This window comes from Amycolatopsis eburnea, from assembly GCF_003937945.1.
GTDB classification, from domain to species: Bacteria; Actinomycetota; Actinomycetes; order Mycobacteriales; family Pseudonocardiaceae; genus Amycolatopsis; species Amycolatopsis eburnea.
Window position 1 is genome coordinate 178,464 of record NZ_RSEC01000060.1, and the last position, 23,362, is coordinate 201,825.

At 73.0% G+C, this 23,362-nt stretch carries 23 protein-coding genes; 13 read left to right on the forward strand and 10 right to left on the reverse strand.

All coding sequences use genetic code 11. The features are described 5' to 3' along the window. Nucleotide 1 precedes the first annotated feature (1 nt). Genes EIY87_RS36360 through EIY87_RS36375 form a run of 4 tightly spaced genes read right to left on the reverse strand, consistent with a single transcriptional unit; the run spans nucleotide 2 to nucleotide 5,683 of the window. Entirely contained in the window at nucleotides 2-229 is a 228-nt protein-coding gene (locus EIY87_RS36360; RefSeq protein WP_125314503.1) for a hypothetical protein, read from the reverse strand. After that, complete coding sequence (locus tag EIY87_RS36365) at nucleotides 226-924, reverse strand: toxin glutamine deamidase domain-containing protein (RefSeq protein WP_148106220.1); 699 nt, start codon at nucleotides 922-924, stop codon at nucleotides 226-228. Before EIY87_RS36365 ends, EIY87_RS36360 begins: the two co-directional genes overlap by 4 nt. Before the next feature lie 2 nt (nucleotides 925-926). Beyond that, the gene (locus tag EIY87_RS36370) at nucleotides 927-3,761 is read right to left on the reverse strand and encodes an ATP-binding protein (RefSeq protein ID WP_125314505.1); all 2,835 of its coding nucleotides are present in this window, start codon (nucleotides 3,759-3,761) and stop codon (nucleotides 927-929) included. 8 nt (nucleotides 3,762-3,769) lie between these two features. Further along, a complete protein-coding gene (locus EIY87_RS36375; RefSeq protein ID WP_125314506.1) occupies nucleotides 3,770-5,683 on the reverse strand; it encodes a hypothetical protein in 1,914 nt (637 codons plus the stop codon). 125 nt (nucleotides 5,684-5,808) lie between these two features. On the opposite strand from EIY87_RS36375, the gene EIY87_RS36380 reads away from it, so the two are divergent. Both EIY87_RS36380 and EIY87_RS36385 read left to right on the forward strand, forming a co-directional pair. Beyond that, nucleotides 5,809-6,468: a DUF4190 domain-containing protein gene (locus EIY87_RS36380; protein ID WP_125314507.1), complete on the forward strand. Its 660-nt coding sequence runs from the start codon at nucleotides 5,809-5,811 to the stop codon at nucleotides 6,466-6,468. Between the two features lie 46 nt (nucleotides 6,469-6,514). Next, on the forward strand, nucleotides 6,515-7,285 hold the full coding sequence (locus EIY87_RS36385) for a methyltransferase (protein WP_125314508.1): 771 nt from the start codon (nucleotides 6,515-6,517) through the stop codon (nucleotides 7,283-7,285). On the opposite strand, the gene EIY87_RS36390 is transcribed toward EIY87_RS36385, so the two are convergent. Continuing rightward, nucleotides 7,261-7,848: a TetR/AcrR family transcriptional regulator gene (locus EIY87_RS36390; protein WP_125314509.1), complete on the reverse strand. Its 588-nt coding sequence runs from the start codon at nucleotides 7,846-7,848 to the stop codon at nucleotides 7,261-7,263. The two genes, EIY87_RS36385 and EIY87_RS36390, sit on opposite strands and share 25 nt — an antisense overlap. Nucleotides 7,849-7,952: 104 nt before the next feature. On the opposite strand from EIY87_RS36390, the gene EIY87_RS36395 reads away from it, so the two are divergent. Then, entirely contained in the window at nucleotides 7,953-8,846 is an 894-nt protein-coding gene (locus EIY87_RS36395) for an SDR family oxidoreductase (RefSeq protein ID WP_125314510.1), read from the forward strand. 132 nt (nucleotides 8,847-8,978) lie between these two features. On the opposite strand, the gene EIY87_RS36400 is transcribed toward EIY87_RS36395, so the two are convergent. Next, a complete protein-coding gene (locus EIY87_RS36400; protein WP_225440269.1) occupies nucleotides 8,979-9,383 on the reverse strand; it encodes a DUF1707 SHOCT-like domain-containing protein in 405 nt (134 codons plus the stop codon). 81 nt (nucleotides 9,384-9,464) lie between these two features. Here EIY87_RS36400 and EIY87_RS36405 point away from each other — a divergent pair, with 81 nt between their 5' ends. From EIY87_RS36405 to EIY87_RS36430, 6 genes are all read left to right on the forward strand, one after another. Continuing rightward, nucleotides 9,465-10,160: a response regulator transcription factor gene (locus EIY87_RS36405; protein ID WP_125314996.1), complete on the forward strand. Its 696-nt coding sequence runs from the start codon at nucleotides 9,465-9,467 to the stop codon at nucleotides 10,158-10,160. Beyond that, on the forward strand, nucleotides 10,157-11,542 hold the full coding sequence (locus EIY87_RS36410) for a HAMP domain-containing sensor histidine kinase (protein ID WP_125314511.1): 1,386 nt from the start codon (nucleotides 10,157-10,159) through the stop codon (nucleotides 11,540-11,542). The genes EIY87_RS36405 and EIY87_RS36410 overlap by 4 nt, the downstream gene beginning before the upstream one ends. Before the next feature lie 56 nt (nucleotides 11,543-11,598). Continuing rightward, complete coding sequence (locus tag EIY87_RS36415) at nucleotides 11,599-12,405, forward strand: DUF998 domain-containing protein (protein WP_225440270.1); 807 nt, start codon at nucleotides 11,599-11,601, stop codon at nucleotides 12,403-12,405. Further along, a complete protein-coding gene (locus tag EIY87_RS36420) occupies nucleotides 12,402-14,408 on the forward strand; it encodes a glycosyltransferase family 4 protein (RefSeq protein ID WP_125314512.1) in 2,007 nt (668 codons plus the stop codon). The genes EIY87_RS36415 and EIY87_RS36420 overlap by 4 nt, the downstream gene beginning before the upstream one ends. 103 nt (nucleotides 14,409-14,511) lie before the next feature. Beyond that, nucleotides 14,512-15,417 carry an FG-GAP repeat domain-containing protein gene (locus EIY87_RS36425; RefSeq protein ID WP_125314513.1) on the forward strand — a complete coding sequence of 302 codons (906 nt, stop codon included), beginning with the start codon at nucleotides 14,512-14,514 and terminating at the stop codon, nucleotides 15,415-15,417. Nucleotides 15,418-15,494: 77 nt separating this feature from the next. Next, the gene (locus tag EIY87_RS36430) at nucleotides 15,495-16,310 is read left to right on the forward strand and encodes an alpha/beta hydrolase family esterase (RefSeq protein ID WP_225440271.1); all 816 of its coding nucleotides are present in this window, start codon (nucleotides 15,495-15,497) and stop codon (nucleotides 16,308-16,310) included. Nucleotides 16,311-16,317: 7 nt separating this feature from the next. On the opposite strand, the gene EIY87_RS36435 is transcribed toward EIY87_RS36430, so the two are convergent. Then, entirely contained in the window at nucleotides 16,318-17,295 is a 978-nt protein-coding gene (locus tag EIY87_RS36435) for a helix-turn-helix transcriptional regulator (protein ID WP_125314514.1), read from the reverse strand. A 217-nt stretch (nucleotides 17,296-17,512) separates the two neighbouring features. Here EIY87_RS36435 and EIY87_RS36440 point away from each other — a divergent pair, with 217 nt between their 5' ends. From EIY87_RS36440 to vanX, 3 genes are read left to right on the forward strand one after another with little or no spacing between them, the layout of a single operon-like run. Further along, a complete protein-coding gene (locus tag EIY87_RS36440) occupies nucleotides 17,513-18,520 on the forward strand; it encodes a D-isomer specific 2-hydroxyacid dehydrogenase family protein (protein ID WP_125314515.1) in 1,008 nt (335 codons plus the stop codon). Continuing rightward, a complete protein-coding gene (locus tag EIY87_RS36445; protein ID WP_125314516.1) occupies nucleotides 18,513-19,517 on the forward strand; it encodes a D-alanine--D-alanine ligase family protein in 1,005 nt (334 codons plus the stop codon). The genes EIY87_RS36440 and EIY87_RS36445 overlap by 8 nt, the downstream gene beginning before the upstream one ends. Continuing rightward, nucleotides 19,514-20,131, forward strand: a complete 618-nt coding sequence (gene vanX, locus EIY87_RS36450; protein WP_125314517.1) for a D-Ala-D-Ala dipeptidase VanX — start codon at nucleotides 19,514-19,516, stop codon at nucleotides 20,129-20,131. Before EIY87_RS36445 ends, vanX begins: the two co-directional genes overlap by 4 nt. Here the strand turns inward: vanX and EIY87_RS36455 are convergent. Together EIY87_RS36455 and EIY87_RS36460 are read right to left on the reverse strand one after the other, a co-directional pair. Then, entirely contained in the window at nucleotides 20,086-21,201 is a 1,116-nt protein-coding gene (locus EIY87_RS36455) for a sensor histidine kinase (RefSeq protein ID WP_125314518.1), read from the reverse strand. The two genes, vanX and EIY87_RS36455, sit on opposite strands and share 46 nt — an antisense overlap. Further along, nucleotides 21,194-21,862, reverse strand: coding sequence for a response regulator transcription factor (locus EIY87_RS36460; RefSeq protein WP_158641435.1), 669 nt, complete (start codon nucleotides 21,860-21,862; stop codon nucleotides 21,194-21,196). The genes EIY87_RS36455 and EIY87_RS36460 overlap by 8 nt, the downstream gene beginning before the upstream one ends. 87 nt (nucleotides 21,863-21,949) lie before the next feature. Here EIY87_RS36460 and EIY87_RS36465 point away from each other — a divergent pair, with 87 nt between their 5' ends. Further along, nucleotides 21,950-22,411 carry a M15 family metallopeptidase gene (locus EIY87_RS36465; RefSeq protein WP_125314519.1) on the forward strand — a complete coding sequence of 154 codons (462 nt, stop codon included), beginning with the start codon at nucleotides 21,950-21,952 and terminating at the stop codon, nucleotides 22,409-22,411. A gap of 113 nt (nucleotides 22,412-22,524) precedes the next feature. Here EIY87_RS36465 and EIY87_RS36470 read toward each other — a convergent pair whose 3' ends face one another. Next, nucleotides 22,525-23,358: a cell division protein FtsQ/DivIB gene (locus tag EIY87_RS36470; RefSeq protein ID WP_125314520.1), complete on the reverse strand. Its 834-nt coding sequence runs from the start codon at nucleotides 23,356-23,358 to the stop codon at nucleotides 22,525-22,527. Nucleotides 23,359-23,362: the final 4 nt, after the last annotated feature.

Sequence of the window (23,362 nt, forward strand, 5' to 3'; positions counted from 1 at the left end):
CTCACTCCAAGCCGGCGAGTACGTCGGCCAGCGACTCCACGCTTCGGTTGACCGGGCGGACCCCCGCCGGGCTCACGATGTACACCGCGCTGGTCCGGCCGCGCGGGGCCAGGACCCACGAAGTGCCGTGGGCGGCGGCCGTCCAGGTCTCGGGGACGATCGATTCGGCGTTCATGCCTTGGGTTCGGGCCCACTGCCGCAGGGTGTCGAATGCCTCGGGCTCGGTCATCGTGTTCTCCAGTCAGTCTCGTCGGGCCTGCGGTAGACGGACTCGATCGCCGTCACCCGGTCCGGGTAACCCGGTGGCCAATCCCGGTGCGTCCCGTTCTGCGCGTCGACCCACTTGAGACCGTCGTCGGTGACGTGCGCGTTGAACCAGTGCCCACCGCCGAACACCTGGTCGCCCACCTTGACTTCCTCCCAGTCGACGCCGACGATCGCCACCGTGCCGACCGGTTGGCCGTCGAGCTGGTCGGCCACCCGGTCCCACGCCTTCGCCTGGAACTCGTCGAGCTTGGCGGGGTCGGTCTCCCGCAGCGCGTTCGTGGGCTCGACGCCGGTCCACTCCCACATTTCCCGCAGCTCACCGAGTTGCGGGTCGCCCGCCGCCGCGGTCGGGGTGTCCGTCTGCGCCGTTGTCGCGTACGCGCGGCTGCATTCCGCGCAGTTGTTGCGGAACGGCTCGCCGCCCGACTCGAACCGGGGGTTCACGTCGTCGACCCACTCGTCCGCGTTCTCCCGGCCGACTTCCTCGACGCGCTCGGTGAGCGCTTCGGTGTCCTCCGGGTGGACGAGGTACCGCCCGGGCTCGACCTCCGGCCGCGGCCGGCCGGTCAAGGCCTCGTCGTCGGCCTCCTGCGGGCCGTCCGTGCCCGAAACTTCGTCGGCCGAATCCCGCGGACCGGACTCGGCGGGCGCGTCCATGCTCACGTGCCGCCGCCCAGCCGCAGGACCGCCGCCGCCCAGCTGTTGGGCAGATTGAGGAACTTCGCGGCGCTCAGCAGCCGGTTCTTCGGATCCTTTTCCCTGCTGAGCTTTCCGGCGGCGACCTCGATCAGCGTCGGCTTGACCGTGCCGATCACCGTCGCGTTGTCGTTGCGCCAGCTGTCCGGCCGGTCGGCGAGCCGGGCCAGCTGCTCGGCCCGCGTCCGCCCGTCCAGGACCAGGCCGCGGGCGGCCCACGAAGCCGTGTCGGGATGCGGTCCGTCGCCCGGGGTCTTCAACGCGCGCCGGACGTCGAACCAGCGGTAGGTGCCCGCCTGCCAGCGGACCTCCGGGACGTCGCACCCGTGCGGCTCGCCCCGCAGCGTCCGCCACGCGCTTTCGGCCAGGTGCGCGATGAAGTCGCCGGGCGAGTTGTACTCCGCGATGCCCGCGTACCGCGCGTCGACGGCCGCCTGGATCCGGTGCGCCACCGCGCATTCCAGCGTCTGGTCGGCGAACGAGCGGCGCAGCTCGGCGATCCAGTCCCGGTCCGGATCGGGCGCCCGGCGGCCGGTGATGTGGGCGACCGTCAGCAGTTCCAGCCACAGCACCAGCCGCGGGTCGTCGTCGGCGCGGTGGACGGCTTCGCTCAGGCGCCCCAACGTGCACGGCGACGCCTCGCACAACCGTCCACAAGCGACACTTCGCCGCGCCACCACGGCCGGGGCCCTGGAAACCGCGGAAGCGTCCTCGGCACCCTCGTTCAGCGGCATCAGCAGCCGCAGCGGCCGGTCCATGCCGTCGGTGAACACCGCGGCCCGGCCCGGCGGCAGCGTCACGACGTGCCGCGACTGCGCCTCGCTCAGGTTCATCGTGGCGCCGACGGCGAGCCGGTCGTCCTCGGCGGGCAGCCGGTGCAGGATCTTGCACGCGGTGTTCTTGATGACGTCCGGGACGATCTTGCCCGGAATCTGCTCGGCGACGATGATCCCTTCGCCGTACGCGCGGATCTCCGCCAGCATCGACGTGAACAGCTCCACCGCGTGCTCGGCCGGGCTCCCCGGCTCGGCGCGCTTCAGGAGCCGGTGCGCCTCCTCCAGCACCAGCACGTGCTTCAGCCCGCGCGTGCCCGGCTGGTGGTGGACGCGCAGGTGCTCGAACAGCCGGATCAGCACCGCCCCGATGAAGAACGCCTTGTCGGCGTCGGACCCGAGGTCCTCGATCTCCAGCACGACGTTGCCGCGCAGCAGCGCCGCGACGTCCAGCGGGTGGCCGCCCTCGAAGAAGCGGCCGGGCGTGCCGAGCCGCAGGGAGCCGATCCGGACGTCGACGAAGCCGCGGACGTTGTCGGCGACCTCCTTGCCGTACCCGATGCCGTCGACCACCTCCATCGCGGTCGCCTGCAGGTCACCGAGGCCGGGGTACTTCACCGGCTCGACCCGCCCGCGCACCCGCCCGGTCACCGTGTCCCAGCCCTGCCGGGCGTAGCAGCGGGTCAGCGCCTGGGACAGCACCTGGGGGAACGGCTCGTCGGCGTCGAACGCGGCCAGGAACAGCGCGCGGACGAGGTCCAGGTGCGTCTGCAACGGAAAGCCCTCGGCGGGCTCCAAAGGGTTCAACCCGGCGGGATAGGCGGTGGGATCCCCCGGCCGGATCACGGTGACCGGGCCGTCCGGGCCGAGCCGTCCGGCCATCGCCGCGTACTCGGCCTTCGCCGGCTCGATCACCAGCCACGGCACCCCGGCGCGGTGCAGCCCCTCCAGCAGGTGCCGCACCGTCTGGGACTTGCCCGAACCGGTCGCCCCGGCGACGAACGTGTGCCGGTTGAGGGTGTCCAGCGCGACGCCGAACTCGCCGACGGGCTGGTCGGCGTCGTCGAGCACCGTGCCCAGCGGGACGTCGCCGTCGAATTCGGGCGTGACGTCGAACAGCGGCGGCTCGGTCAGCCGGATGCCGGGCAGCTCCCGGCGGGGCGGCCGGGCGAGCGCCGCGACGAGCTCGCCGGTCGCCCGGAACGGGGAGCTCACCGCGCCGTTTTCGACGGGCTTGCCCCAGATCTGCTCGAGCCCGGCGCACTCGGTGCCCGGCGTCAGCACGTACGGCAGCGCGTCGAGATCGCTCGCGCTGCACAGCAACGCCGCCGCCGCGCGCGTCGCCGCCTCGTCCGGGCCGCCGACGAGGACGTGCACCGCCCACAGGCCGGCCGGTTGCGCGCGCGACAGCTCCCGGTACCGGCCTTCCGCGCGCTGCAGGGCGATCCGGTCCGGCTCCGAGTTCTCCCGCTGGCGCAGCCGGGGCATCGTGGTCTCCAGCCCCAGCAGCTCGCGCTCGATCGCGTCGCCGTCAACGGGTTCGGCCACGACCAGCCAGGCGAACGCGCCGGGCATGTGGGCGACGTAGTCGTCGAACCCGCCGCGTCCCGGGGCTTCCGCGCCGGACTGCGGTGTCCACAGTGGATCGGAGCCGCCCGTGCAGCGCGTCCAGGACGGCAGCGCCGCCCAGCGGGCCGCGATCTCCGCGGTGTCCGCGGCGCGGCCGAGCCCGCCCGGCGGGTACAGCACCGGGACCACCTCGGCGTCCCCCGGCCGCGCGACCGGGGAGTGCGGGCGGCCGCCGACCAGCACCCGCAGCGCGCGGCTGCCCACCGGGCGCTCCCAGGCCACGGCGAAGGCCGCGTCCGGGCCGCGGAACCGCAGGTCGGCGTGCGCGGCGGTGAGCGCGGCGAACAACTGCGCCGGCGAGCGCCCGCCGGTTTCGTCGGGCCGGTCCACCCCGGTCGCGAGGTCGTCGCCGCGCGGGACGGCGAGCAGGTCGTGGAACGCGAACCCCTCCAGCACGGCGGTGCTCAGCCGATGCGGGGCCGGTCGGCGACCCGGTCGAGCAGCACGGTTCCCGGGTTGCAGTCGCCGATCAGCACCCGGCGGCCCGAGACGCCGTTCTCGACCATCACGAACGCCGTCGGCGCGAGCCCCTGCAGGGCGGTCGGCTCGACCTCGAACTCGTACACCCGGGACGCGGTCACCCCGCGGTTCTGGGAGTCGGCCTCGGACTGGGACACCGTCGACGACCAGTTCTGCTCGCGGCTGTGGGTCGTGGTGTTGGTGGTGCTCCACGAGCTGCCCGAGCTGGAACTCCCGCCGTTCGGGCCCGTCGAGCTGCTCGACGACCCGCCGTAGGTGTAGCCGCGGGACCGCTGCACGCTCGAGGAGCCGCCCTCGGTCGACGCCGTGCCGTGGGTCAGCGTCCGCCCCACCTGGAGCGTGAGCTGCGACAGCTCGAACTTGTACCCGCGGCCGATGAACTCCGCCGCGTTCGCCGCCTCGTCGCCGTTGCCGAGCTGCATCAGCAGCGTGACGGTGCCCGCGGCGCCGAGCAGCTTCTGCATGTCGTCGCGCAGGTGCTGGACCAGGAAGACCAGCCGGACGCCGGCCCGGCGCGCCTGCCGCGCCATGGCCTCGAGCGACTCCAGCCCGATCTGGTCGGCCCCCGCGACGATCAGCGTCTCGCGGCCGGTCGCCTCGCGGGTGTGCAGCTCCTGCAGCGTGCGGTGGAAGACCATGTGCTCGACGAACCGGCGGTGCCTGCCGGTCTTCGCCCTCGTCGCGACGACGGAGTACCCGCGGACGGGCCACGCCGCGCGGAACCCGGCCGTCGTCTGCTTTTCCGCCGCGCGTTCCGCCCTGGCCAGCCCGCGCAGCTCGCCTTCGAGCGCCTGGAGCTCGTTCTGCGTCTGGTCGGTGCTGCCGACGGTGTCCACGTAGGAGTTGAGCTTGCGCACCTCGTCCGGGGAGAGGGTGTCGTCCGAGCCCGCGTCGTAGACCCGGCGGAACACCTGCAGCCCGGCGACGACCTTGGCGAAGGTGAGCGGGCCGCTGAGCCGCTCGGCGACGGCGGTGAGCAGGTCGGTGTGCAGGCCGCGCAGGTCGGCGCCGAACTGCGTGCGGTTCATCGTGTGCATGGTCTCGGCGACCATCTCGCCCAGCTCCGTCGCGTCGAGGTCGGCGATGATGCCGAGCTCGGCGAGGTCGCGGGGCAGCTCGTGGACGGCGACGGCATGGCCCTTGGCCCTGGCCGCGACACCGAGGTTGTCGCCCACCGCGAGGTCGGTGAAGTCGAGCAGGAAGACCGACGAGCCGGCGGCGAGCAGCGGCGACCCCATGGTCACGAGCAAGCTCGCCCAGCCGTCCTCGGTGCCGCCGAAGACGTCGACGCGGGCCGGGCGCGTGGTCAGCTGCACCGGGTACCAGCGCATCGCCGCGGCCACCCGCTGCGCCTCCCGCTGGTCGTGCTCGGCGACGCGCTGCTGCCACGACGCGTAGGCCGAGTTGTAGCGCTCGAGGGCGGCGTTGTACCGGGCGGTGTAGTCGCGCTTCATCACGGTGAACCGGCGCAGCGTGCGGACGAGGTTCCAGATCGCCAGCAGGACGCCGAGGCCCAGCACGATGTCGCCGGTCAGTTCCACGGCCATCGGGACTTCCTTGACGGCCGCCTGCACCATCCCGGCGATCATCACCGCGATCACGAAGGCCAGCACGAGGTAGCCGATCAGCCCGATCCACGCCCGTTTGGCGCGCTTCTCGCGCAGCTGGTAGTCGTGCGGCGCGTACACCTGCTCCGCCATCGGCGGGTTGGCCGCCTCCGGGCTGACCGTCGCGGGCACGGGCTTGACGAACTCCCAGCCCCACCGCTCGACCGGCTGGAACAGCCGCTCCCACATGTCCGTCGTCCGCCCGGCTACGACCACGTTCTGCCCCGTCACGGCCCCTCCGGTCCTCGCCCTGCCGCAATGGTGGCCCAGTATGCCGTATGGCCTAGCCCGATGTGACACGTTCCCCGGACGTGTCCATAATGACCACCGCTCGAAGCAGCTAAGCAGGGGGATCCATGTCCAACCAGTACCCGCCGAACCCGCCGCAGTGGATGGCCGTCGCGCAGGGCCCGCCGCGGCCGACGGGCCGGAACGGGCTGGCGATCGCCTCGCTGATCCTCGGCATCCTCGGCATCTGCGGCCTCTCCCTGGTCCTCGGCCTGATCCTGGGGATCGCCGCGCTGGTCCAGATCAACCGGACCGGCCAGCCGGGCCGCGGCATGGCCATCGCCGGCATCGTGCTCAGCCTGCTGTGGGCGGGCGGGCTGGCCGTCGGCGTCATCTACGTCGCCGGCAAGGCCAAGACACTGGGCACGACTCCCACGATCGTGGGACTCCAGGTCGGCGAGTGCTACGACACGCCACCGGGCTTCGGCGCGGACGCGACGAAGGTCCCGTGCACGGGCCCGCACGACGGCGAGGTCTTCGACACGGTGGCGCTGAAGGGCTACGTCGAAGGCGAATACCCGGGCGAGGAATACCTCGAATCGCAGGCGAAGCCCGCGTGCGAGGCCAAGCGCGCGGCGAAGTTCGGCGCCGGTCACGCCCCGCCGGTCGAGGCGGAGCTCGGGGTGTTCTACCCGGACTCCGCGGCGTGGAAGGCGCGGAAGTTCACCGCCGTGTGCACGTTGCAGGTCACGTCGGACACGCAGTTCACGGCTCCGCTGGCCCGCTAGCACCGCTCCACAGTGGACAGTCCCGGTCCCCCGGTACCGTGGCCGCATGGGTGACGACGCCTGGGCCGCGCTGGCCGGACACTTCGCCGACGACGCCTACGAGTCGGTGAAGGGCCGCGTGCGCACCCACGTGCTGCACCGGCAGCTGCTGGAGCACCTCCCGGCGGCCCCGGCCACCGTGCTCGACGTCGGGGGCGGGGCGGGGCACCAGTCGTTCCCGCTGGCCAGGGCCGGGTACGACGTCACGGTGCTGGACTCGTCGCCGGCGATGCTCGGCAAGGCGCGAGCGCGGCTCTCGCCCGAGATCCGGGACCGCGTCGCGTTCGTGGAAGCCGATGGTGAGCACGCCGAGGAGGCGGTCGGCGGGCGGCGGTTCGACGCCGTCCTCTGCCACGGTGTCCTCGGGTACCTCGACCGGCCGGGGCCGGTCGTCGAGCAGCTGTGCCGGTGCGCCGCCGGCGGGGGCGTCGTCTCGATCATGACCGGCAACGCCCGCGCGATGGCGGTGCGCCCGGCGCTGGAGCAGCGGTGGGAGGACGCGCTGGCGGCGTTCGACGCGGACACCGAGGTCGGCGTCCTCGGCGTGCCGACCCGCGCCGACACCGTCGAGGAGCTGAGCGGGCTCCTGCGCCGCCACGGCGTGGAACCCGTGCGGTGGTACGGGGTCTGGCTGTTCGCCGACTGGCTCGGGTTCGGCGGCACCGAGGTGGACCCGGCCGACGCGGAGCGCGTGGCGGCCGTCGAGTTCGAGGCCGGCCGGCGCGATCCCTACCGCGGGCTCAGCCGCGTCTTTCACCTCGTGGGGCGCAAAGCCTGAGCGGCTTCGCCGGCCAGCGCCAGCAACTCGTCCAGCACTTCGGCCGCAAGGTCGGCCAGCGACCGTTCCTCGTTCAGCCACCGGGTGAACGCGACCCCGAACACCGTGGCCCCCGATTCCGCGGCGAGGGTGGCCGCGGTCTCGCCCACGCCGCGGGCGCGCAGGCCGTCGGCGACCGTCGTGGCCAGGGTCGTCAGCTTGTGGCGCTCCCGTTCCTGCAGTGCGGGGTTGCGGTCGATCACCGACTGCCGCGTGCGGGCGTGCGGGCGGCGCTCGTCCGGGAAGAACGACGACGCCGAGCGCAGCGCCGAGGCGACGACCTCGAGCGGTGACGCCGCCGGCGGGGCGGCGGCGATGCCGTCGAGGAACGCCTGGACCAGCAGTTCCTGTCCCCGGAAGAGCACTTCGCGCTTGTCGCTGAAGTGCCGGAAGAAGGTGCGCTCGGTCAGGCCGACGGCCTGCGCGATCTCCGCGGCGGTCGTCTGCTCGTACCCGCGGGTGGCGAACAGCTCCAGCGCGGCCTGCTGCAGCCGCTCCGCGGTCCCGGGTTCCCAGCGCACCATGCCCCCGAGTGTAGTGATGACAGCGGCTGACATGAAGGCGTACAGTGACGATGTCAGCGACTGACGTCGGTCACTGACATCACCTCTGCGAAGGAGTTCACGTCATGCGCGTTTTCGTCACCGGCGCCTCCGGCTGGATCGGCACCGCCGTCGTCGGCGAACTGCTCGCCGCCGGCCACGACGTCACCGGGCTGGCCCGCTCGGCCGCGTCCGCCGCGAAGCTCGAGGCGAAAGGCGTCCAGGTCCGGCGCGGCGACCTCGACGACCTGGCCGGCATCCGCGCCGGCGCCGAAGCGGCCGACGCCGTCATCCACCTGGCCAACAAGCACGACTTCGCCGACCAGGCCGCGTCGAACGCGGCCGAGCGGGCCGCCGTCGAGACGATCGGCGACGCGCTCGAGGGCACCGGCCGGCCGTTCCTCCTGGCGTCCGGGGTCGCCGGCCTGGTGCAGGGCCGGCCGGCCACCGAGGCCGACGCGTCGCCGTTCCACGGCCCGGACTCCCCGCGCGGCGGCACCGAGAACCTCGCGCTCGGGTTCACCGACCGCGGCGTGCACCCGGTCAGCCTGCGGTTCTCCCCCACCGTGCACGGGACCGGCGACCACGGGTTCATCGCGCACCTGGCGGCGATCGCGCGCGAGAAGGGCGTGGCGGGCTACCCCGGCGACGGCACCAACCGCTGGGCCGCGGTGCACGTCGCCGACGCCGCGCGCATGGTCGTCCTCGGCCTGGAGAAGGCGCCGGCGGGCAGCCGGCTGCACGCGGTCGCCGAGGAGGGCGTGCCGACGAAGGAGATCGCCGAGGCGATCGGGCGCGCGTTCGACCTGCCGGTGGCCTCGATCGACGCGGCCGACGTCCCGGGTCACTTCGGCTGGATCGGCGGGTTCTTCGCGATGGACCTGGCGGCGACGAGCACGGCCACGCAGGAGCTGCTGGGGTGGACGCCGACCGGGCGCACGCTGATCGAGGACCTCGACGGCGGCGCGTACTCGGGCTAGTGTCGCGCGTCGCAAGTTGCCTTCCACGTTCGGGACGAGCGCCCCAATGTGGCGTTCGGTGCGTCCAACGCAACCAACGCCACATTGGGGCGCATCGGTGGGCCGCTGTCAACGAACCTCGGACGCACGACACTAGCCGCCGTGGCCGTGGTCGAGCGCGCCCAGGTCGTGGCCGTCGAACCCCTCCGCGCCAAACCCGTGCAGGGCAGCGGCGACGAACGCCACGGTGGTCAGGAGTCCGATGAGGACGGTGAGGGCGATCAGCAGCCGGCGGCGGCCGCGCAGGGCCGCGATTTCGGCGGCCGGCGCGGCCCCCGCGGCGGCCGCGAGCTGCCGCCAGCCCTCGGGCGTGCTCGGCTCGGGCGCGGGCAGATCAGCGGTCAGCGAAGCCAGCTCGTGCCGGTAGCGGTGCTGCTCGAGGCGGGCGAGGCGGTCTTCGACCTCGTCCATCGTCAGGCGGCCTTCGCCGGCGGCCGCGTAGAGGGCGGACCGGACCTGCTCACGTTCCGCGTCCGAGCAGCGGATCCCTTCCGGCACGGTGGTACCCGGCGCGGCCTGGAACGTTAATCTTCGATGAGAGTCCGGCACCCGGGCGAGCACCTCGTCTACGGTTACCGGGTGCACTTGGTGATCGTCGACGACGAGACGGCCGTGCAGGATTCGCTGTCGCGCACGCTGCGGTTCGAGGGCTACACCGTCGCATGCGCGGGCGACGGCGCCGCCGGGCTCGCGCTGATCCGCGACGAGAGCCCCGACGGCGTGCTGCTCGACGTCACCATGCCGGTGCTCGGCGGCCTCGAGGTGTGCCGGGTGCTGCGCGCGGAGGGCAACACCGTGCCGGTCCTCATGCTGACCGCGCGCACGGCCGTGACCGACCGGGTCGCCGGGCTCGACGCGGGTGCCGACGACTACCTGGTGAAACCCTTCGCCCTGCAGGAGCTGCTGGCGCGGGTCCGGGCGCTGCTGCGCCGCACCGAGTACCACGCCCCGCCCGCGCCACCCGCGCCCGCGCCGCTGCGGTTCGCCGGCGTCACCCTCGACCCGGCGACGCGGGAGGTGTTCCGCGGCGGCCGCGCCCTGCACCTGACCCGCACCGAGTTCGCGATGCTCGAGACGTTCCTGCGCCACCCGCGGATCGTGCTGACCCGCTCCGCGATGTTCGAGCAGGTGTGGGGGTACGACTTCGGGGCCGCGTCCAACGGCCTCGACGTCTACGTCAGCTACCTGCGCCGCAAGCTGGAAGCCGACGGCGAGCCGCGGCTGCTGCACACCGTGCGCGGTGTCGGGTACGTGCTGCGCGAGGAACCGCTGTGAGCCGGCCCCGCTGGCGGAAGCTGTCCCTGCGCGCGCGGCTCGGCGTCCTCGTCGCCACGGCGGTCGCGCTCGCGGTGGTGACGGTGTCGGCGATCTCGTGGGGCATCACCCGGGCCGACCTCTACGACCAGTTCGACGCCCGGCTGCAGTCCTACGCCCAGCTCGCCGCGAAAGCCGGTTCGCCGGAGGAAGCGCTCTCGACCCTGCGCTCCACCACGGGCAAACCCGGCTCCGACCCGAACAACGGCCTCACCGTCCAGTTCCGCTCGGCGGCCGGCACCGTCACCGGGACCGCGGGCGCGCTCCCGGAACTCCCGCCCCCGCCACCGCAGGCGCCGTTCTCGGCCGGCCGGGCAGCCAACGTCCACCGCGGCGAGGACGACCAGTTCCGCATGTGGACGGCTTCGCGGTCCGACGGGGGCGCGGTCCAGGTCGCCCAGGACTCCGAAGACGTCGAGGACAGCTTGGGGCGGCTGGGTTTCTGGCTGCTCGTGGTGTCGGCCGCCGGGGTGCTCGGCGCCACGGTGGTCGGCCGGGCGATCGCCCGCTCGGCGCTCCAGCCGGTCGACGACCTCACCTCGGCCGCCGAGAACGTCGCCCGCACCCAGGAGCTGTCGGCGGCGATCGACGTCACCGCGTCCGGGGAGATCGGGCGGCTGGCCACGTCGTTCAACGCGATGCTCTCCGCGCTGAGCCGGTCCCGCGACGAGCAGCGGCGGCTGGTCGAGGACGCCGGCCACGAGCTGCGGACGCCGTTGACCAGCCTGCGCAACAACATCGAGCTGCTGATCCACGCAGACGCCAACCCCGACCGGCAGCTCCCGGCCGAAGACCGGGCCCGGCTGCTCGCCGACCTCGACGCCCAGGCCGTCGAGCTGACGGCGTTGATCGGCGAGCTGGTCGACCTGTCGACCGGCGAACGGCCGAGCGAAGCCGAGGAGCACCTCGCGCTGGCCGACGTCGTCACCTCGGCCGTGGAACGCACCCGGTCGCGGTGGCCGAACGTCACGTTCGACGCCGAGCTGGCCGAGGCCGACGTGCTCGCCCGGCCCGCGGCGGTCGAGCGGGCGGTGCTCAACGTGCTCGACAACGCGGCCAAGTGGTCGCCACCGGGCGGCCGGGTGCGGGTCGGCATGGCGGCCGGCGCCGACACGGTGCGCGTGCGCGTCGACGACGAAGGCCCGGGCATCCCCGAGGCCGATCTGCCGCACGTGTTCGAGCGGTTCTACCGGGCCGACGCCGCGCGGGCGCTGCCCGGATCCGGGCTCGGGCTGGCGATCGTCGAGCAGGTGCTCACCCAGCACGGCGGACACGCGACGGCCGCGCGCGCCGGCACCGGGGGCGCCCGGTTCGACCTCGTCTTCCCGCTGGCCGCTTCTTAAGGAAACCCAGCGCGATCTTCATCGAACTCTCATGGACGGCCAGCACCGTCTGAAGGGTGACTCCACGGACCGCGCTTTCGCCGGCGACGCTGACCCTGGTCATGGCCGCCGTCGCCCAGGCGATCATCGCCGGGCTCACGCTGGGACTCGCCGGCCACGTCAGCCCGTGGCGCGACCCGGTCAGCGACTACGCGTGGCACCGCGGCGGCCGGTTGCTGTTCACCGTCGCCATCCTGCTGCTGCTCGCGGCCGCGGCGGCGCTGGCGGTCGCCGCCCGGCTGGCCGCCCTGCCCCGTGACCCGCTGGTGAGCACGCTCTTCCTGCTCTGGACGGCCGGGCTCGTGGTGGTACTGGTCTTCCGGAGCAACGCCGCCGCGGCGGCCCCGACCGTGTCCGGCGCGATCCACCGCGCGGGCGGGGCGGTGCTGTTCGCGAGCCTGCCGCTCGCGGCCTGGACGCTGAGCGCCCGGTTGCGAACCGAGCCCCGCTGGCGCGCCGCGGCCCCGGCGTTGAGGCGGGGCGCGGTCGCCGGTGTCGTGACCGCGGCCGCGTTCGGTGCGGCCCAGGTGATCGCCTGGCTCCCGGCCGGCTTGCTGGAACGCGCGGCACTGCTGGCCGAGTTCCTGATCGTCGTGACACTGGCGGTCACGTTGCGGCGTGCGGCCACCACCCAGCTTCCGCCAACCGCCCTCGCCCCGGCCGCCACCACGCCCAACGCGACGCAGAAAACCAGCTCACCCCAACACCTTCCAGCCGCGTCCCCACCGACCACCCGCACCCCGGCCGCCACCACGCCCAACGCCACCCAAGAAGCCAGCTCACCCCAACACCTTCCAGCCGAGTCCCCGCGGGCCGTCCGATGACCGCCCTCGCGATCGCCTGCGCCCTGGTCGCCGCCGCGTTGTTCGCCGTGGCCGCGACGCGTCAGCACGCCGAGGTCGCCGGGCTGGGCGTGGCAGGCCCACCCGGGTGGCGTGCTCTCGCGCGGCTGCTGCGTTCCCCCGGTTGGTGGGCGGGCACCGGACTGGCGCTCGGCGGCAGCCTGCTGCACCTCGTCGCACTCGCGCTGGCGCCGCTCCCGGTGGTCCAGCCGCTCGGGGTCTTCAGCCTGGTGCTGACCGTCCTCTTCGGACGGCGCGCCCGCGATCGCCGGGTCGTGACCGCGGTCGTGCTCGTCGTCGGCGGGGTCGCCGGGTTCGTGGCGCTCGCGGCCTCGGCCGCGCCGGGCGCGGGGATCAGCGCGGGCGCGGCCGAGGGGGTGGCCGTCGCCGGCTTCGCGATCGCGGCGGCCTGCTGGTTCGCCCGCGCCGGTTGTGCCGCGCTGGCCGCCGCGTCCGCTGTCCTTTTCGGACTCGGGTCGTCGGTCGTGCACGCGGCCGCGTCCCAGCCGCCGGGCACGGCGGTGCTCCTCGGTGGCCAGGCCCTGCTGCTGCTCGGCGCCGGCGGCGTGCTCCTGCACCGCGCGTACGCCGCCGGGCCCACCGCGGTCGTCGTCGGCACCACGACCGTGCTCGACCCCTTGACCGCCGTCGCCGTGGCCGCCGTGGCCTACGGCGAGGTTCCCCGGCCCGCGGCCGCGCTCGCCGCGGTCGTCGCTCTCGCCGGTGTGCGCGTGCTCGCCGGTGCCGTTCCGCAAGCCCCTTCGAAACCCGAGGAGAACCCCGTGCCCCCGACCGGCCTTCGCGTCCTGATCGGCGCCGACACGTTCCCGCCCGACATCAACGGCGCGGCGTTCTTCGCCGAGCGCCTCGCCCGCGGGCTCGCCGGCCGCGGCCACGACGTCCACGTCGCCTGCCCGTCCGGCACCGGCCCGGCCCGCACCGAAGAGCGCGACGGCTACACGATCCACCGGCTCCGCTCGCGCGCCATCCCGTTACACCGCGGCTACCGGTTCTGCACCCCCGGCGCCGCCCGGACGGCCGCCGGCGCGCTCCTGGACCGGATCCGCCCGGACGTCGTCCACGTCCAAGCCCATTTCGGCGTCGGCCGCGCCCTGCTCGCCACCGCCGCCGGGCGCGACATCCCCGGCATGGCCACCAACCACTTCATGCCGGACAACCTCCTCGGCTACACCCCGTTCCCGCGGCGGGTGAAGGACGCGCTCGCCCGCTGGGCGTGGCGGGACCTCGTGCGCGTCTACCGCGACGCCCGCGTCGTCACCACGCCGACCCCGCGCGCGGCCGAGGTCCTCGCGGGGATCGGCCTGGGCCGGCCGGCGCAGGTCATCTCCTGCGGTATCGACCTCGCCCACTACGCCACTCCCGGCCGGCCCGCCGACCGGCCGATGTCGGTCCTGTTCGTGGGACGGCTCGACGAGGAGAAGAACGTCGACCAGCTGCTGCGCGCCCTCGTCCCGCTGCCGCACGTGCGCGCGGACCTCGTCGGCGACGGCACCCGCCGCCGGGAGCTCGAAGCCCTCGCCGCCGAGCTGGGCATCGCCGGCCGCGTCACATTCCACGGGTTCGTCCCCGACGCCGAACTCGTGCACCGCTACGCCGACGCCGGCGTGTTCTGCATGCCCGGCACCGCCGAGCTGCAGAGCCTCGCCACCATGGAGGCGATGGCCGCCGGCCTCCCGGTCGTCGCGGCCGACGCCCTCGCCCTCCCCCACCTCGTCCGCCACGGCGAAAACGGGTACCTGTTCGAGCCGGGCGCGATCACCACGATCTCGCGCCGGATCGCCGAGCTGGCCGCCGACCCGGACGCCCGGGCCCGCATGGGCGAGGCGTCCCGGGCCATCGTCGCGCGGCACGACATCGACGACGCGCTGACGGCGTTCGAGACGCAGTACCGGACCCTGCTGGGTGAACCCGGCTGCCTCCCGCGCGTCCCGGCCCTGACCGCCGGCACGCACCAGCAGGCCTGACCCCCGCCGGTTTTGTCAACCCTCAAAACTGGGGGTTCCCGGACTCCCCCGCGCCGAAGGATCCTCATCGAGTCGAGTTCGTGGACCAGGAGGGGGAAACACCATGTGGGGAAAGAAGATCGCCGCGACGCTGGGGGTGACGGCGGCCGCGCTCGCGTTGGCCGTCACGCCCGCCGGGGCCGTGGCCGGGAACGCGGACCTGCTGTGGCACAACCCGAGGACCGGTGAGCTGGGTGCCTGGCTCACCGACGGGCACGGCACGGTGCTCAAGGACAACCGGCTGTCCTGGAAGTGCGGTCCCGACTGCGCGAACCAGTGGCGCGTGGTCGGGGGAGGCGACTTCAACCACGACTACACCTCAGACGTGCTCTGGCACAACGCCACCACGGGCGAGCTGTCGGCGTGGATCCTGGACGGCACCGGGAACGTCACCAAGGCGCTGTCCCTCGACTGGCGGTGCGGCCCGGAGTGCGCGAACCAGTGGAAGGCCGTCGCCATCGGGGACTTCAACGCCGACAACAAGTCCGACGTCGTCTGGCACAACGCGACCACCGGCCAGGTGAGCGTGTGGCTGCTCGACGGGAACGGGCACGTGCTCGGCAACCCGGACCTGTCGTGGAAGTGCGGGCCCACCTGCGCGAACCAGTGGAAGGTGGTCGGGGCCGGCGACTTCAACAAGGACGGCTTCGACGACCTGTTGTGGCACAACGCCACCACCGGTGAGGTGTCCGCGTGGCTGGCCAACGGCAAGCAGACGGTGACCGGCGAGCTGAAGCTGTCGTGGAAGTGCGGGCCCGACTGCGCGAACCAGTGGAAGATCGTCGGGGTGAACGACTTCAACACCGACTTCAACACGGACGTCGTGTGGCACAACGCCACCACCGGTGAAGTTTCGGTCTGGACGCTGGACGGCCACGGCGGGGTGACCGGCGAACCGCGCCTGTCCTGGAAGTGCGGCCCCGGCTGCGCGAACGACTGGAAGGCCGTCTCCACCGGCAACTTCGGCTGATCCCGGCGGGCCCGGCGCTTCCCCGGCAGGGGGTGGGAAGCGCCGGGCCCGTTCCACTGTCGACAAGGAGGTCACCCGTGTTCCGCAGTCTGCTCATCGCCTTGCTGTGCCTCGGTTCGGTCCTCATCGGACCGGCTGCCGCCTCCTCCGCGGAGGGATGCGGGTCGGCACCCACTCCGGGGACGGTCGCCCGGGAGGCGGCAGGCCGGCCCTACCACGTGAACGTGCCGCCCGGCTTGCCCGGGACCCCGGTACCGCTGCTGCTCAGCCTGCACGGCGCGCTTCAGCCGTACGCCTTGCACGAACGGGAGACGGGGTGGTCGTCGGTCGCGGCCGCCCGGCACTTCATCGTCGCCTACCCGTCGGCCGCGGCCGGGCTGGTGTGGGACGCCGGCCGGCGCTCCGGTGACGTCGACTACCTGCGCGCGGTCGTCGAGGACGTTTCCCGGACCTGGTGCGTCGATCCGCACCGGGTCCACGTCGAAGGTTTTTCCAGCGGTGCCAACATGTCCGCACGGCTGGCGTGCGACGCCTCGGCGGTGTTCGCCTCGGTGACCGCCTACGCGGGCGTGTCGCCTTCGTTCACCGGCAGCCCGTGCGAGCCGGCGCGGCCGATCTCGGTGGGCTTGTTCCACAGCGACGCCGACGTGATCAGCCTGCCCCCGCTCGCCGTGGCGCACCGCGACGAATGGCTGCGGCGCGACGGCTGCCCGGCCGCGCCCGTGACCGAGCCGGGCGTCCCGGTCGAAGCGTCCGTCTACGGGCCGTGCCGCGCGGGCGTCCAGGTGGCCTGGCGGGTCTACCACGGCAGCCACTTCTGGCCGGCCGGCGGCGACCGGACCGACATCGCCGACCGGATGTGGGCCTTCTTCCAGCGCAACCCGCTGCCGTGAACCCGGCTCACCGCGAGAGCACCGCGGCGATCTCGTCCCGGCCCGCCCCGCCCGTCTTGCGGTAGACGGCCTTGAGGTGCTCGTTGACCGTGTGCACCGAGACCTCCAGCAGCCGCGCGATCTGCTTCGCCGGGATGCCTTCGCGGAGGTGGGCCAGGACGGCGCGTTCGCGCCCGGTGACGCCGTACCACGAGGCCAGGGCCGGCAGCAGCTCACGACCCGCTTGCTGGACGAGCACGGCCACGTCGCCCCGGCCGTCGGCGTCGAGGGCCTGCCCGTGGACGCTGACCCAGCGCCCGGCGTAGGCCGAGGGGAGGCAGGCCACCGGGCGCGGGCTCGCCGGGTCGCGCACGAACCGCCGGGCGGCCATCGCCACCTCGCAGGAAAGGGCCGTGGCCGCCCACTCCGGCCGGGCCAGCGAGCCCGGCAGGCGGATTTCCCGCAGCCACGCGTGCGCGTCGGGGCTGATCGCGCGCACCGCGTGATCGGCGCCCACCACGATGACGCCCGGGGCCAGGTCCGGCCCGGACGGCCGCAGGGACGGGGCCGTGACGTACCTGCGCGACGCCGAGACGAGCGGTCCGGCGAGCCGCGCGACGCGCTCGACGTCGTCCTGCTCGAAGGGCCGGCCGCCCTGCTCGCGGAACAACGCGAGCGTCCCCCACACCCCGTGCGCGCCCCGCAGCAGCAGGCGCAGTTCGCCGCTGAACCCGTTGTCCAGCAGGATGCGGTGCCCGCGCCGGTCGCGCGCATCGACGACGTGCCCCAGCACGCCCCGCCGGACCAGCTCCGCTGGGTGGGCCGGCTCCCGGCCGGCGTAGCACGCGCCCAGCTGCGCCCGTTCGACGTCCGGCGCGAGCCGGTGCCAGAACCCGAACGACGGCATGCCGGTCCCCGGCGTCCGCCAGCACACGTGGAGCGCGTCGTGCCCGACCAGCCGGGTGACCGCACGCGAGACGGCTTCCCCCATTTCGTCCGCGGTCACCCCTTCCCCGGCGATTGAACAGAGTTCACGTTCTCTTCGGTCCGCGTCCGTTCCCACGGTTCCGAGTGTCCGGATCTTGCCGTTTCGCGGAAAACGGATTTCCGCGTCTTCCGCGGTCGCCGCACGAAGATCCACCCTTTCGTGCACTTCGGCCTATCGCGGGTGTATCGAAAAACGCATACGGGACGGCAACCGCGCCCCGTCTTGACTGGCACCCATGACCGACAGCCAGCAAGCACCGGCCCGCACCCGCGCGCCGGTGACGATCGGGGTCACCGTCTACGGGTGCGCGCCCGACGAGGCCGCGCTCTTCCGGGAGCTGGCGGTCCACTGCGGGGTCACGCCCACCATCACCGAAGCCGCCCTCTCCGAGCACAACGCGGGCCTGGCCGCCGGGAACCGGTGCGTCAGCATCGGGCACAAGACCCGGGTCGACGGTGCGGCCCTGCGGGCGCTCAGCCGGGCCGGCGTCGAGTACGTCTCCACCCGGAGCGTCGGCTACAACCACATCGACGTCGAATACGCGAAGTCCGTCGGCATCACCGTGGAGAACGTCGCCTATTCACCCGACAGCGTGGCCGATTACACCCTGATGCTCATGCTGATGGTGATCCGCGACGCGAAGTCCGTCCTCCGCAAGGCGGACGTCCACGACTACCGGCTGAACGACGTCCGCGGGAAGGAGCTGCGCGACCTGACCGTCGGGGTCGTCGGCACCGGACGCATCGGGGTCGCCGTCATGGACCGGCTGCGGGGGTTCGGGTGCCGGATCGTGGCGCACGACAGCGTGCCGCGGAACTCCGCCGACTACGTCCCGCTGGACGAACTCCTGCAGGTCAGCGACATCATCACGCTCCACACGCCGTTGACCGCGGACACGCACCACCTCCTCGACCGGCAGCGGATCGCGCGGCTGAAGCGGGGCGCGTTCGTCGTCAACACCGGGCGCGGCCCGCTGCTCGACACCGAGGCGCTCGTCCGCGGGCTGGAAAGCGGCCGGCTGGGCGGCGCCGCGCTCGACGTCCTCGAAGGCGAGGAAGGCGTCTTCTACTCCGACCACCGGGACGCGCCGCTGCGCTCGGAGGTGCTGTCCCGGCTGCAGGAACTGCCGAACGTCGTGATCAGCCCGCACACCGCCTACTACACCGACCACGCGCTGAGCGACACCGTCGAAAACAGTCTCGTCAACTGCCTGAGCTTCGAAAGCGGGAACCACCATGGCTGAACTGAAAGTCGGGATCCTCTTCGGGGGGCCTTCCGAGGAACACCCCGTCTCCGTCAAGTCCGCGCACGAGGTCGCCAAGCACCTCGACCCCGGAAAGTACGAGCCCGTCTGGATCCGCATCACCAAGGACGGTGCCTGGGAACTCTGCGACGGTCCCGGCGCCGAGCACGGCCGCCCGGTCGTGCTGTCGCCGGACGGGCTGCTCGTCCTCTCCGACGGGAAGTACGAGGTGATCCGGCTCGACGTCGTCCTGCCCGTGCTGCACGGCCGGTACGGGGAGGACGGCGCGGTGCAGGGTTTACTCGAACTGGCCGGCGTCCCCTACGCCGGCTGTGACGTCACCGGATCGGCGCTGTGCATGGACAAAGCGCTGACCTACCTCGTCACCGCGAGCGCGGGCATCGCCACGCCGAAGCACTGGGACGCGGACGAAGACCCGGGCGCCTTCAGCTATCCCGTCTTCGTCAAGCCCGCGCGCTCGGGATCCTCCTTCGGGGTCAGCAAAGTACTGCGCGAGGAAGACCTGGCGGACGCGATCGAAGCCGCGCGGGAGTACGACGAGCGGGTGCTGATCGAAGAAGCGGTCGTCGGCAGCGAGATCGGGTGTTCCTTGCTGGGCACCGGTTCCGACTTGATCACCGGCGAGCTGGACCGGGTCGCGCTCACCCACGGGTTCTTCAAGATCCACCAGGAGGAGAACCCGGAAAGCGGGTCGGAGAACTCGGCGTTCATCGTGCCCGCGGACATCCCGGACGAGGCGCGCTCGCGCGTCCTCGAAACGGCGAAGGCCGTCTACCGCGCCTTGGGGTGCCGCGGACTGGCCCGCGTCGACATGTTCCTGAAGGACGACGGGACCGTCGTGCTCAACGAGGTCAACACCCTGCCCGGCCTGACCTCCTACAGCCGCTACCCGCGGATGATGGCCGCCGCCGGGCTGCCGCTCGGCGAAGTGCTCGACCGGCTGCTTTCGCTTGCCCTGCAGGGGAATCCGCGGTGATGGACGACTTCGTCTTCGTGGACGAGTGCGCGCCCGGGATCCGCTGGGACGCCAAGTACGCCACCTGGGACAACTTCACCGGCAAGCCCGTGGACGGCTACCTCGCCAACCGGGTCGCCGGCACCAGGGCGCTGGGCGCGGCCTTGGCACGGGCCCAGGAGAAGGCCGAAACCCTCGGGTTCGGGCTGCTCCTGTGGGACGGCTACCGGCCGCAGCGGGCCGTCGACCGCTTCCTCCGGTGGTCGCGCGAACCCGAGGACGGCCGGACGAAACAGCGGCACTACCCGAACATCGCGCGCACGGAGATGTTCGAAAAGGGTTATGTGGCCGCGAAATCGGGGCACAGCCGGGGCAGCACCGTCGACCTGACGCTGTACCACCTGGCCACCGGCGAGCTGGCCGCGATGGGCGGCGGGCACGACCTGATGGACGCCGTCTCGCACCACGGCGCGGCCGGGATCACGGCCGCCGAGGCGGAGAACCGGCAGCACCTCTGCACCATCATGGAGTCCTGCGGGTTCCGCCGGTACGACCGGGAATGGTGGCACTACACGCTGAACGACGAGCCTTACCCGGACACGTACTTCGACTTCCCCGTCCCCTGGCGCTCGTGACCCGGCACCCGCACGGTGACGCGCAACCCGCCGTCCAGGCGCGGCGTCAGCGTGAGGGTGCCGTCGTGGGCGCGGGCGATGCTGGCCACGATCGCCAGCCCGAGGCCGACCCCCGCGTCGTCGCTCTTCACGCGTTCGGTCCCCCGCTGGAACGGCTCGGCCAGCGTCGCCACCAGCTCCGGCGCGAGCGGCTCGCCGGTGTTCTCGACGGTCAGCTCGACGCTCCCGCCGTGCACGCTGGTCTCGACCCACACGGTGCCCGCCTCGGGGCGGTTGTGGACGATCGCGTTGTGCACCAGGTTCGTCGTGAGCTGCAGCAGCAGCGCGGCCGAGCCGGTGGCGGCGGCCGGCACGCCGGACACCGAGAGGGTGACGCCGCGTTCCTCCGCGAAGGCGAGGAGCGTTTCGGCGGCCTCCTCCGCGATCAGGGACAGGTCGACCGGTTCCGGGGTGAACGACCGCTGGTCGGCGCGGCTGAGCAGCAGGAGCGCCTCGGCGAGGTCGATCGCCCGGGTGGTGACGGTGTCGAGGCGGTCGACCAGCTCGTCGACGTCGCGGTCACCGTCGTGGCGGGCGACGTCGAGGAGCGTCCGCGTGATCGCCAGCGGAGTACGCAGCTCGTGCGACGCGTTGGCGGCGAACCGCCGCTGCTCGGCGACGTGCGCTTCGAGCCGGGCGAGCATGGTGTCGAAGGCGTCGGCCAGCTCGCGGAACTCGTCGCGGCGGCCCGGCAGCCGGATCCGGTGCGAGAGGGAGCCGTCCGCAGCCGTGCGGGTGGCCTCGGTGATGCGGTTCAGCGGGGCGAGCACCCGGCCGGCGAGCACCCAGCCGCCCACGAGCCCGAACACCAGCAGGAAGAGCAGGCAGGCCCCCGCGGACGGCGCGAAGGCGCGGATGAGGACCCGGCCGGGCGGCGACATCACCACCGGCATCAGCTCCAGGCTCAGCTGCTGGTAGTTCAGCAGGAACAGGCCCACCGCGGCGAGCAGCAGGGTGCCGGTGACCATGACGACGGCGGCGTAGCTGAGGGTCAGCTGGAGGCGGACGCTCAGCCCGGGCGCCCTATCCACGGCCGGTCTCGATGCGGTAGCCGACGCCGGGCACGGTCGCGATGATCCCGGGTTCGCCCAGGCGCTTGCGCAGCGACGACACCGTGATGCGCACGGCGTTGGTGAACGGGTCGGCGTTCTCGTCCCAGGCCCGCGCCAAGAGGTCCTCGGCGCTCACGACTCCCCCTTCGGCGGCGACGAGGACCTCCAGCACCGCGAACTGCTTCCGGGTCAGCGCGACGTACCGGCCGTCGCGGAAGACCTCGCGGCGGAACGGGTCCAGCCGCAGCCCGGCGATCTCCCGCACCGGCGGCCGGTTGTGCGCGCGCCGCCGGTCGAGCGCCCGCAGCCGCAGCACGAGCTCCCGCAGCGCGAACGGCTTGGTGAGGTAGTCGTCGGCGCCGAGTTCGAACCCGGTGGCCTTGTCGTCGATGCGGTCGGCGGCGGTGAGCATGAGGATCGGCGTCCCGCTGCCGGAGGCGACGATGCGCCGCGCGATCTCGTCGCCGGACGGGCCGGGGATGTCGCGGTCGAGCACGGCGATGTCGTAGGTGTTGACGCTCAGCAGTTCCAGGGCCGTGTCCCCGTCGCCGGCGATGTCGGCCGCGATCGCCGCCAGGCGCAGCCCGTCCCGGATACCTTCGGCCAGATAGGGTTCGTCCTCGACGACCAGCACACGCACGCCCCCGATCGTACGAGCCGGGTCCTATCGGCGGCGTATCGAAAACCGGATACGGGCCCGCATCGCGGCCTTCCCTTGACTGTGCGCATGACTCCACGCGAACTCCTCGTCCGCGGCGCCGTCCCCCAGCCGGTGAGCGTCTTCGACGACGAAACGCCGGCGGTCGCCAACCTCGCCCCGGACCTGCTCGCGGCCCTGCGCCGGGCCGCGACCGCCGCCGGCATCCCCATCCTGGTCAACGGCGGCTGGCGGTCGCCCGAGTACCAGGACGAGCTCTTCCGCCGGGCCGTCGCCGAGCACGGCTCGGAACGGGAAGCCCGCAGGTGGGTGGCCACCCCTGACACCTCGGCGCACGTGTCGGGCAACGCGGTCGACATCGGCCCCGCGTCGGCCCGGCAGTGGCTGGCCGAGCACGGGGCGGGGTACGGGCTGTGCCAGATCTACCGCAACGAGCCGTGGCACTATGAACTGCGTCCGGAGGCCGTCGAACACGGCTGCCCGCCGATGTACCCCGACCCCAGCCACGACCCGCGGACCAGCCCGGGCTGAGCGCGCGGTCCGCCGACGTCTTGAATGACTCATTCAGGACCTCCGAGGACCTGAATGAGTCATTCAAGACCTTTGACCTGGCGAACGCGGCGGCAGCGCGGCGGGTCGTCGGCTCAGGACGTGATGGTCGGCAGCTCCGGCGCCGCGACGTCGTAGACCTTGCCCTCCTGCGTCAGCAGCGCCGCCAGGACCTTGGCCTTCCGGTCCGTCTGCTCCGCGGTCCCCCACCGGACGATCTTGCCGCTCGACAACGTGAACTCGACGCTCGCCGGTGTCTTCGCCGTCGCCGTCGTGACCTGCTTGAGGAGCTGCTCCGGGATCACGCCGAGGACCGCCGTCACCGCACGGGTCACCGGGTCGTCCGCGGACACCTTCGGCAGCTTCAGCTCCGGCAGGCCCGCCGGGCGGGCCGGGACCGTCTTGAACACCACGCCGCCGCCGTCGACCAGGTGGACGCCGTCGCCGCCGGGGCCGCTGTCGAAGAACGCGATGGCCGTTCGCTCGGTCACCGTGATCTCGACCGTGTTGGGCCAGGAGCGGGACACCTCGACCGTCGCGATGCCCGGCATGCCCGCCACCCGGTCGCGGATCTCGTCGGCGTCCAGGCGCAGCAGCGGCTGGTCGGCCGGGACCGCCGCCACCGCGCGGATCTGGTCGGCCGGCACCGTGCGCGCGCCCGACACCGCGACGTCCTTGACGCCCAGCATCGAGCTGAAGAACAGCAGGTACACGCCCGCGACGATGGTCAGCACGGTGAGCAGCGCGACCCACCGGCGGCGGATCTCCGCCTGCCGGTTGGGCCGGGCGCGCGGGCCGGTCTTCGCGCGCGCGGCGCGGGTGCGGCGGCGTTCCTCTTCGGAGCGCCGCCCGCGCCGTTCCCGCGCCAGGGCGGCGCGATCCCGTTCGTCCTCTTCGGACGGACGGCGGCGTTCCCTGGTCGGACTCATGGTG

What these genes read in the sequence shown, in the direction of transcription:
- EIY87_RS36360 (WP_125314503.1), bottom strand. Translation starts at nt 229, where the DNA reads ATGACCGAGCCCGAGGCATTCGACACCCTGCGGCAGTGGGCCCGAACC.
- EIY87_RS36365 (WP_148106220.1), bottom strand. Translation starts at nt 924, where the DNA reads ATGGACGCGCCCGCCGAGTCCGGTCCGCGGGATTCGGCCGACGAAGTT.
- EIY87_RS36380 (WP_125314507.1), top strand. Translation starts at nt 5,809, where the DNA reads ATGTCCAACCAGTACCCGCCGAACCCGCCGCAGTGGATGGCCGTCGCG.
- EIY87_RS36385 (WP_125314508.1), top strand. Translation starts at nt 6,515, where the DNA reads ATGGGTGACGACGCCTGGGCCGCGCTGGCCGGACACTTCGCCGACGAC.
- EIY87_RS36390 (WP_125314509.1), bottom strand. Translation starts at nt 7,848, where the DNA reads ATGGTGCGCTGGGAACCCGGGACCGCGGAGCGGCTGCAGCAGGCCGCG.
- EIY87_RS36395 (WP_125314510.1), top strand. Translation starts at nt 7,953, where the DNA reads ATGCGCGTTTTCGTCACCGGCGCCTCCGGCTGGATCGGCACCGCCGTC.
- EIY87_RS36420 (WP_125314512.1), top strand. Translation starts at nt 12,402, where the DNA reads ATGACCGCCCTCGCGATCGCCTGCGCCCTGGTCGCCGCCGCGTTGTTC.
- EIY87_RS36425 (WP_125314513.1), top strand. Translation starts at nt 14,512, where the DNA reads ATGTGGGGAAAGAAGATCGCCGCGACGCTGGGGGTGACGGCGGCCGCG.
- EIY87_RS36440 (WP_125314515.1), top strand. Translation starts at nt 17,513, where the DNA reads ATGACCGACAGCCAGCAAGCACCGGCCCGCACCCGCGCGCCGGTGACG.
- EIY87_RS36445 (WP_125314516.1), top strand. Translation starts at nt 18,513, where the DNA reads ATGGCTGAACTGAAAGTCGGGATCCTCTTCGGGGGGCCTTCCGAGGAA.
- EIY87_RS36465 (WP_125314519.1), top strand. Translation starts at nt 21,950, where the DNA reads ATGACTCCACGCGAACTCCTCGTCCGCGGCGCCGTCCCCCAGCCGGTG.
- EIY87_RS36470 (WP_125314520.1), bottom strand. Translation starts at nt 23,358, where the DNA reads ATGAGTCCGACCAGGGAACGCCGCCGTCCGTCCGAAGAGGACGAACGG.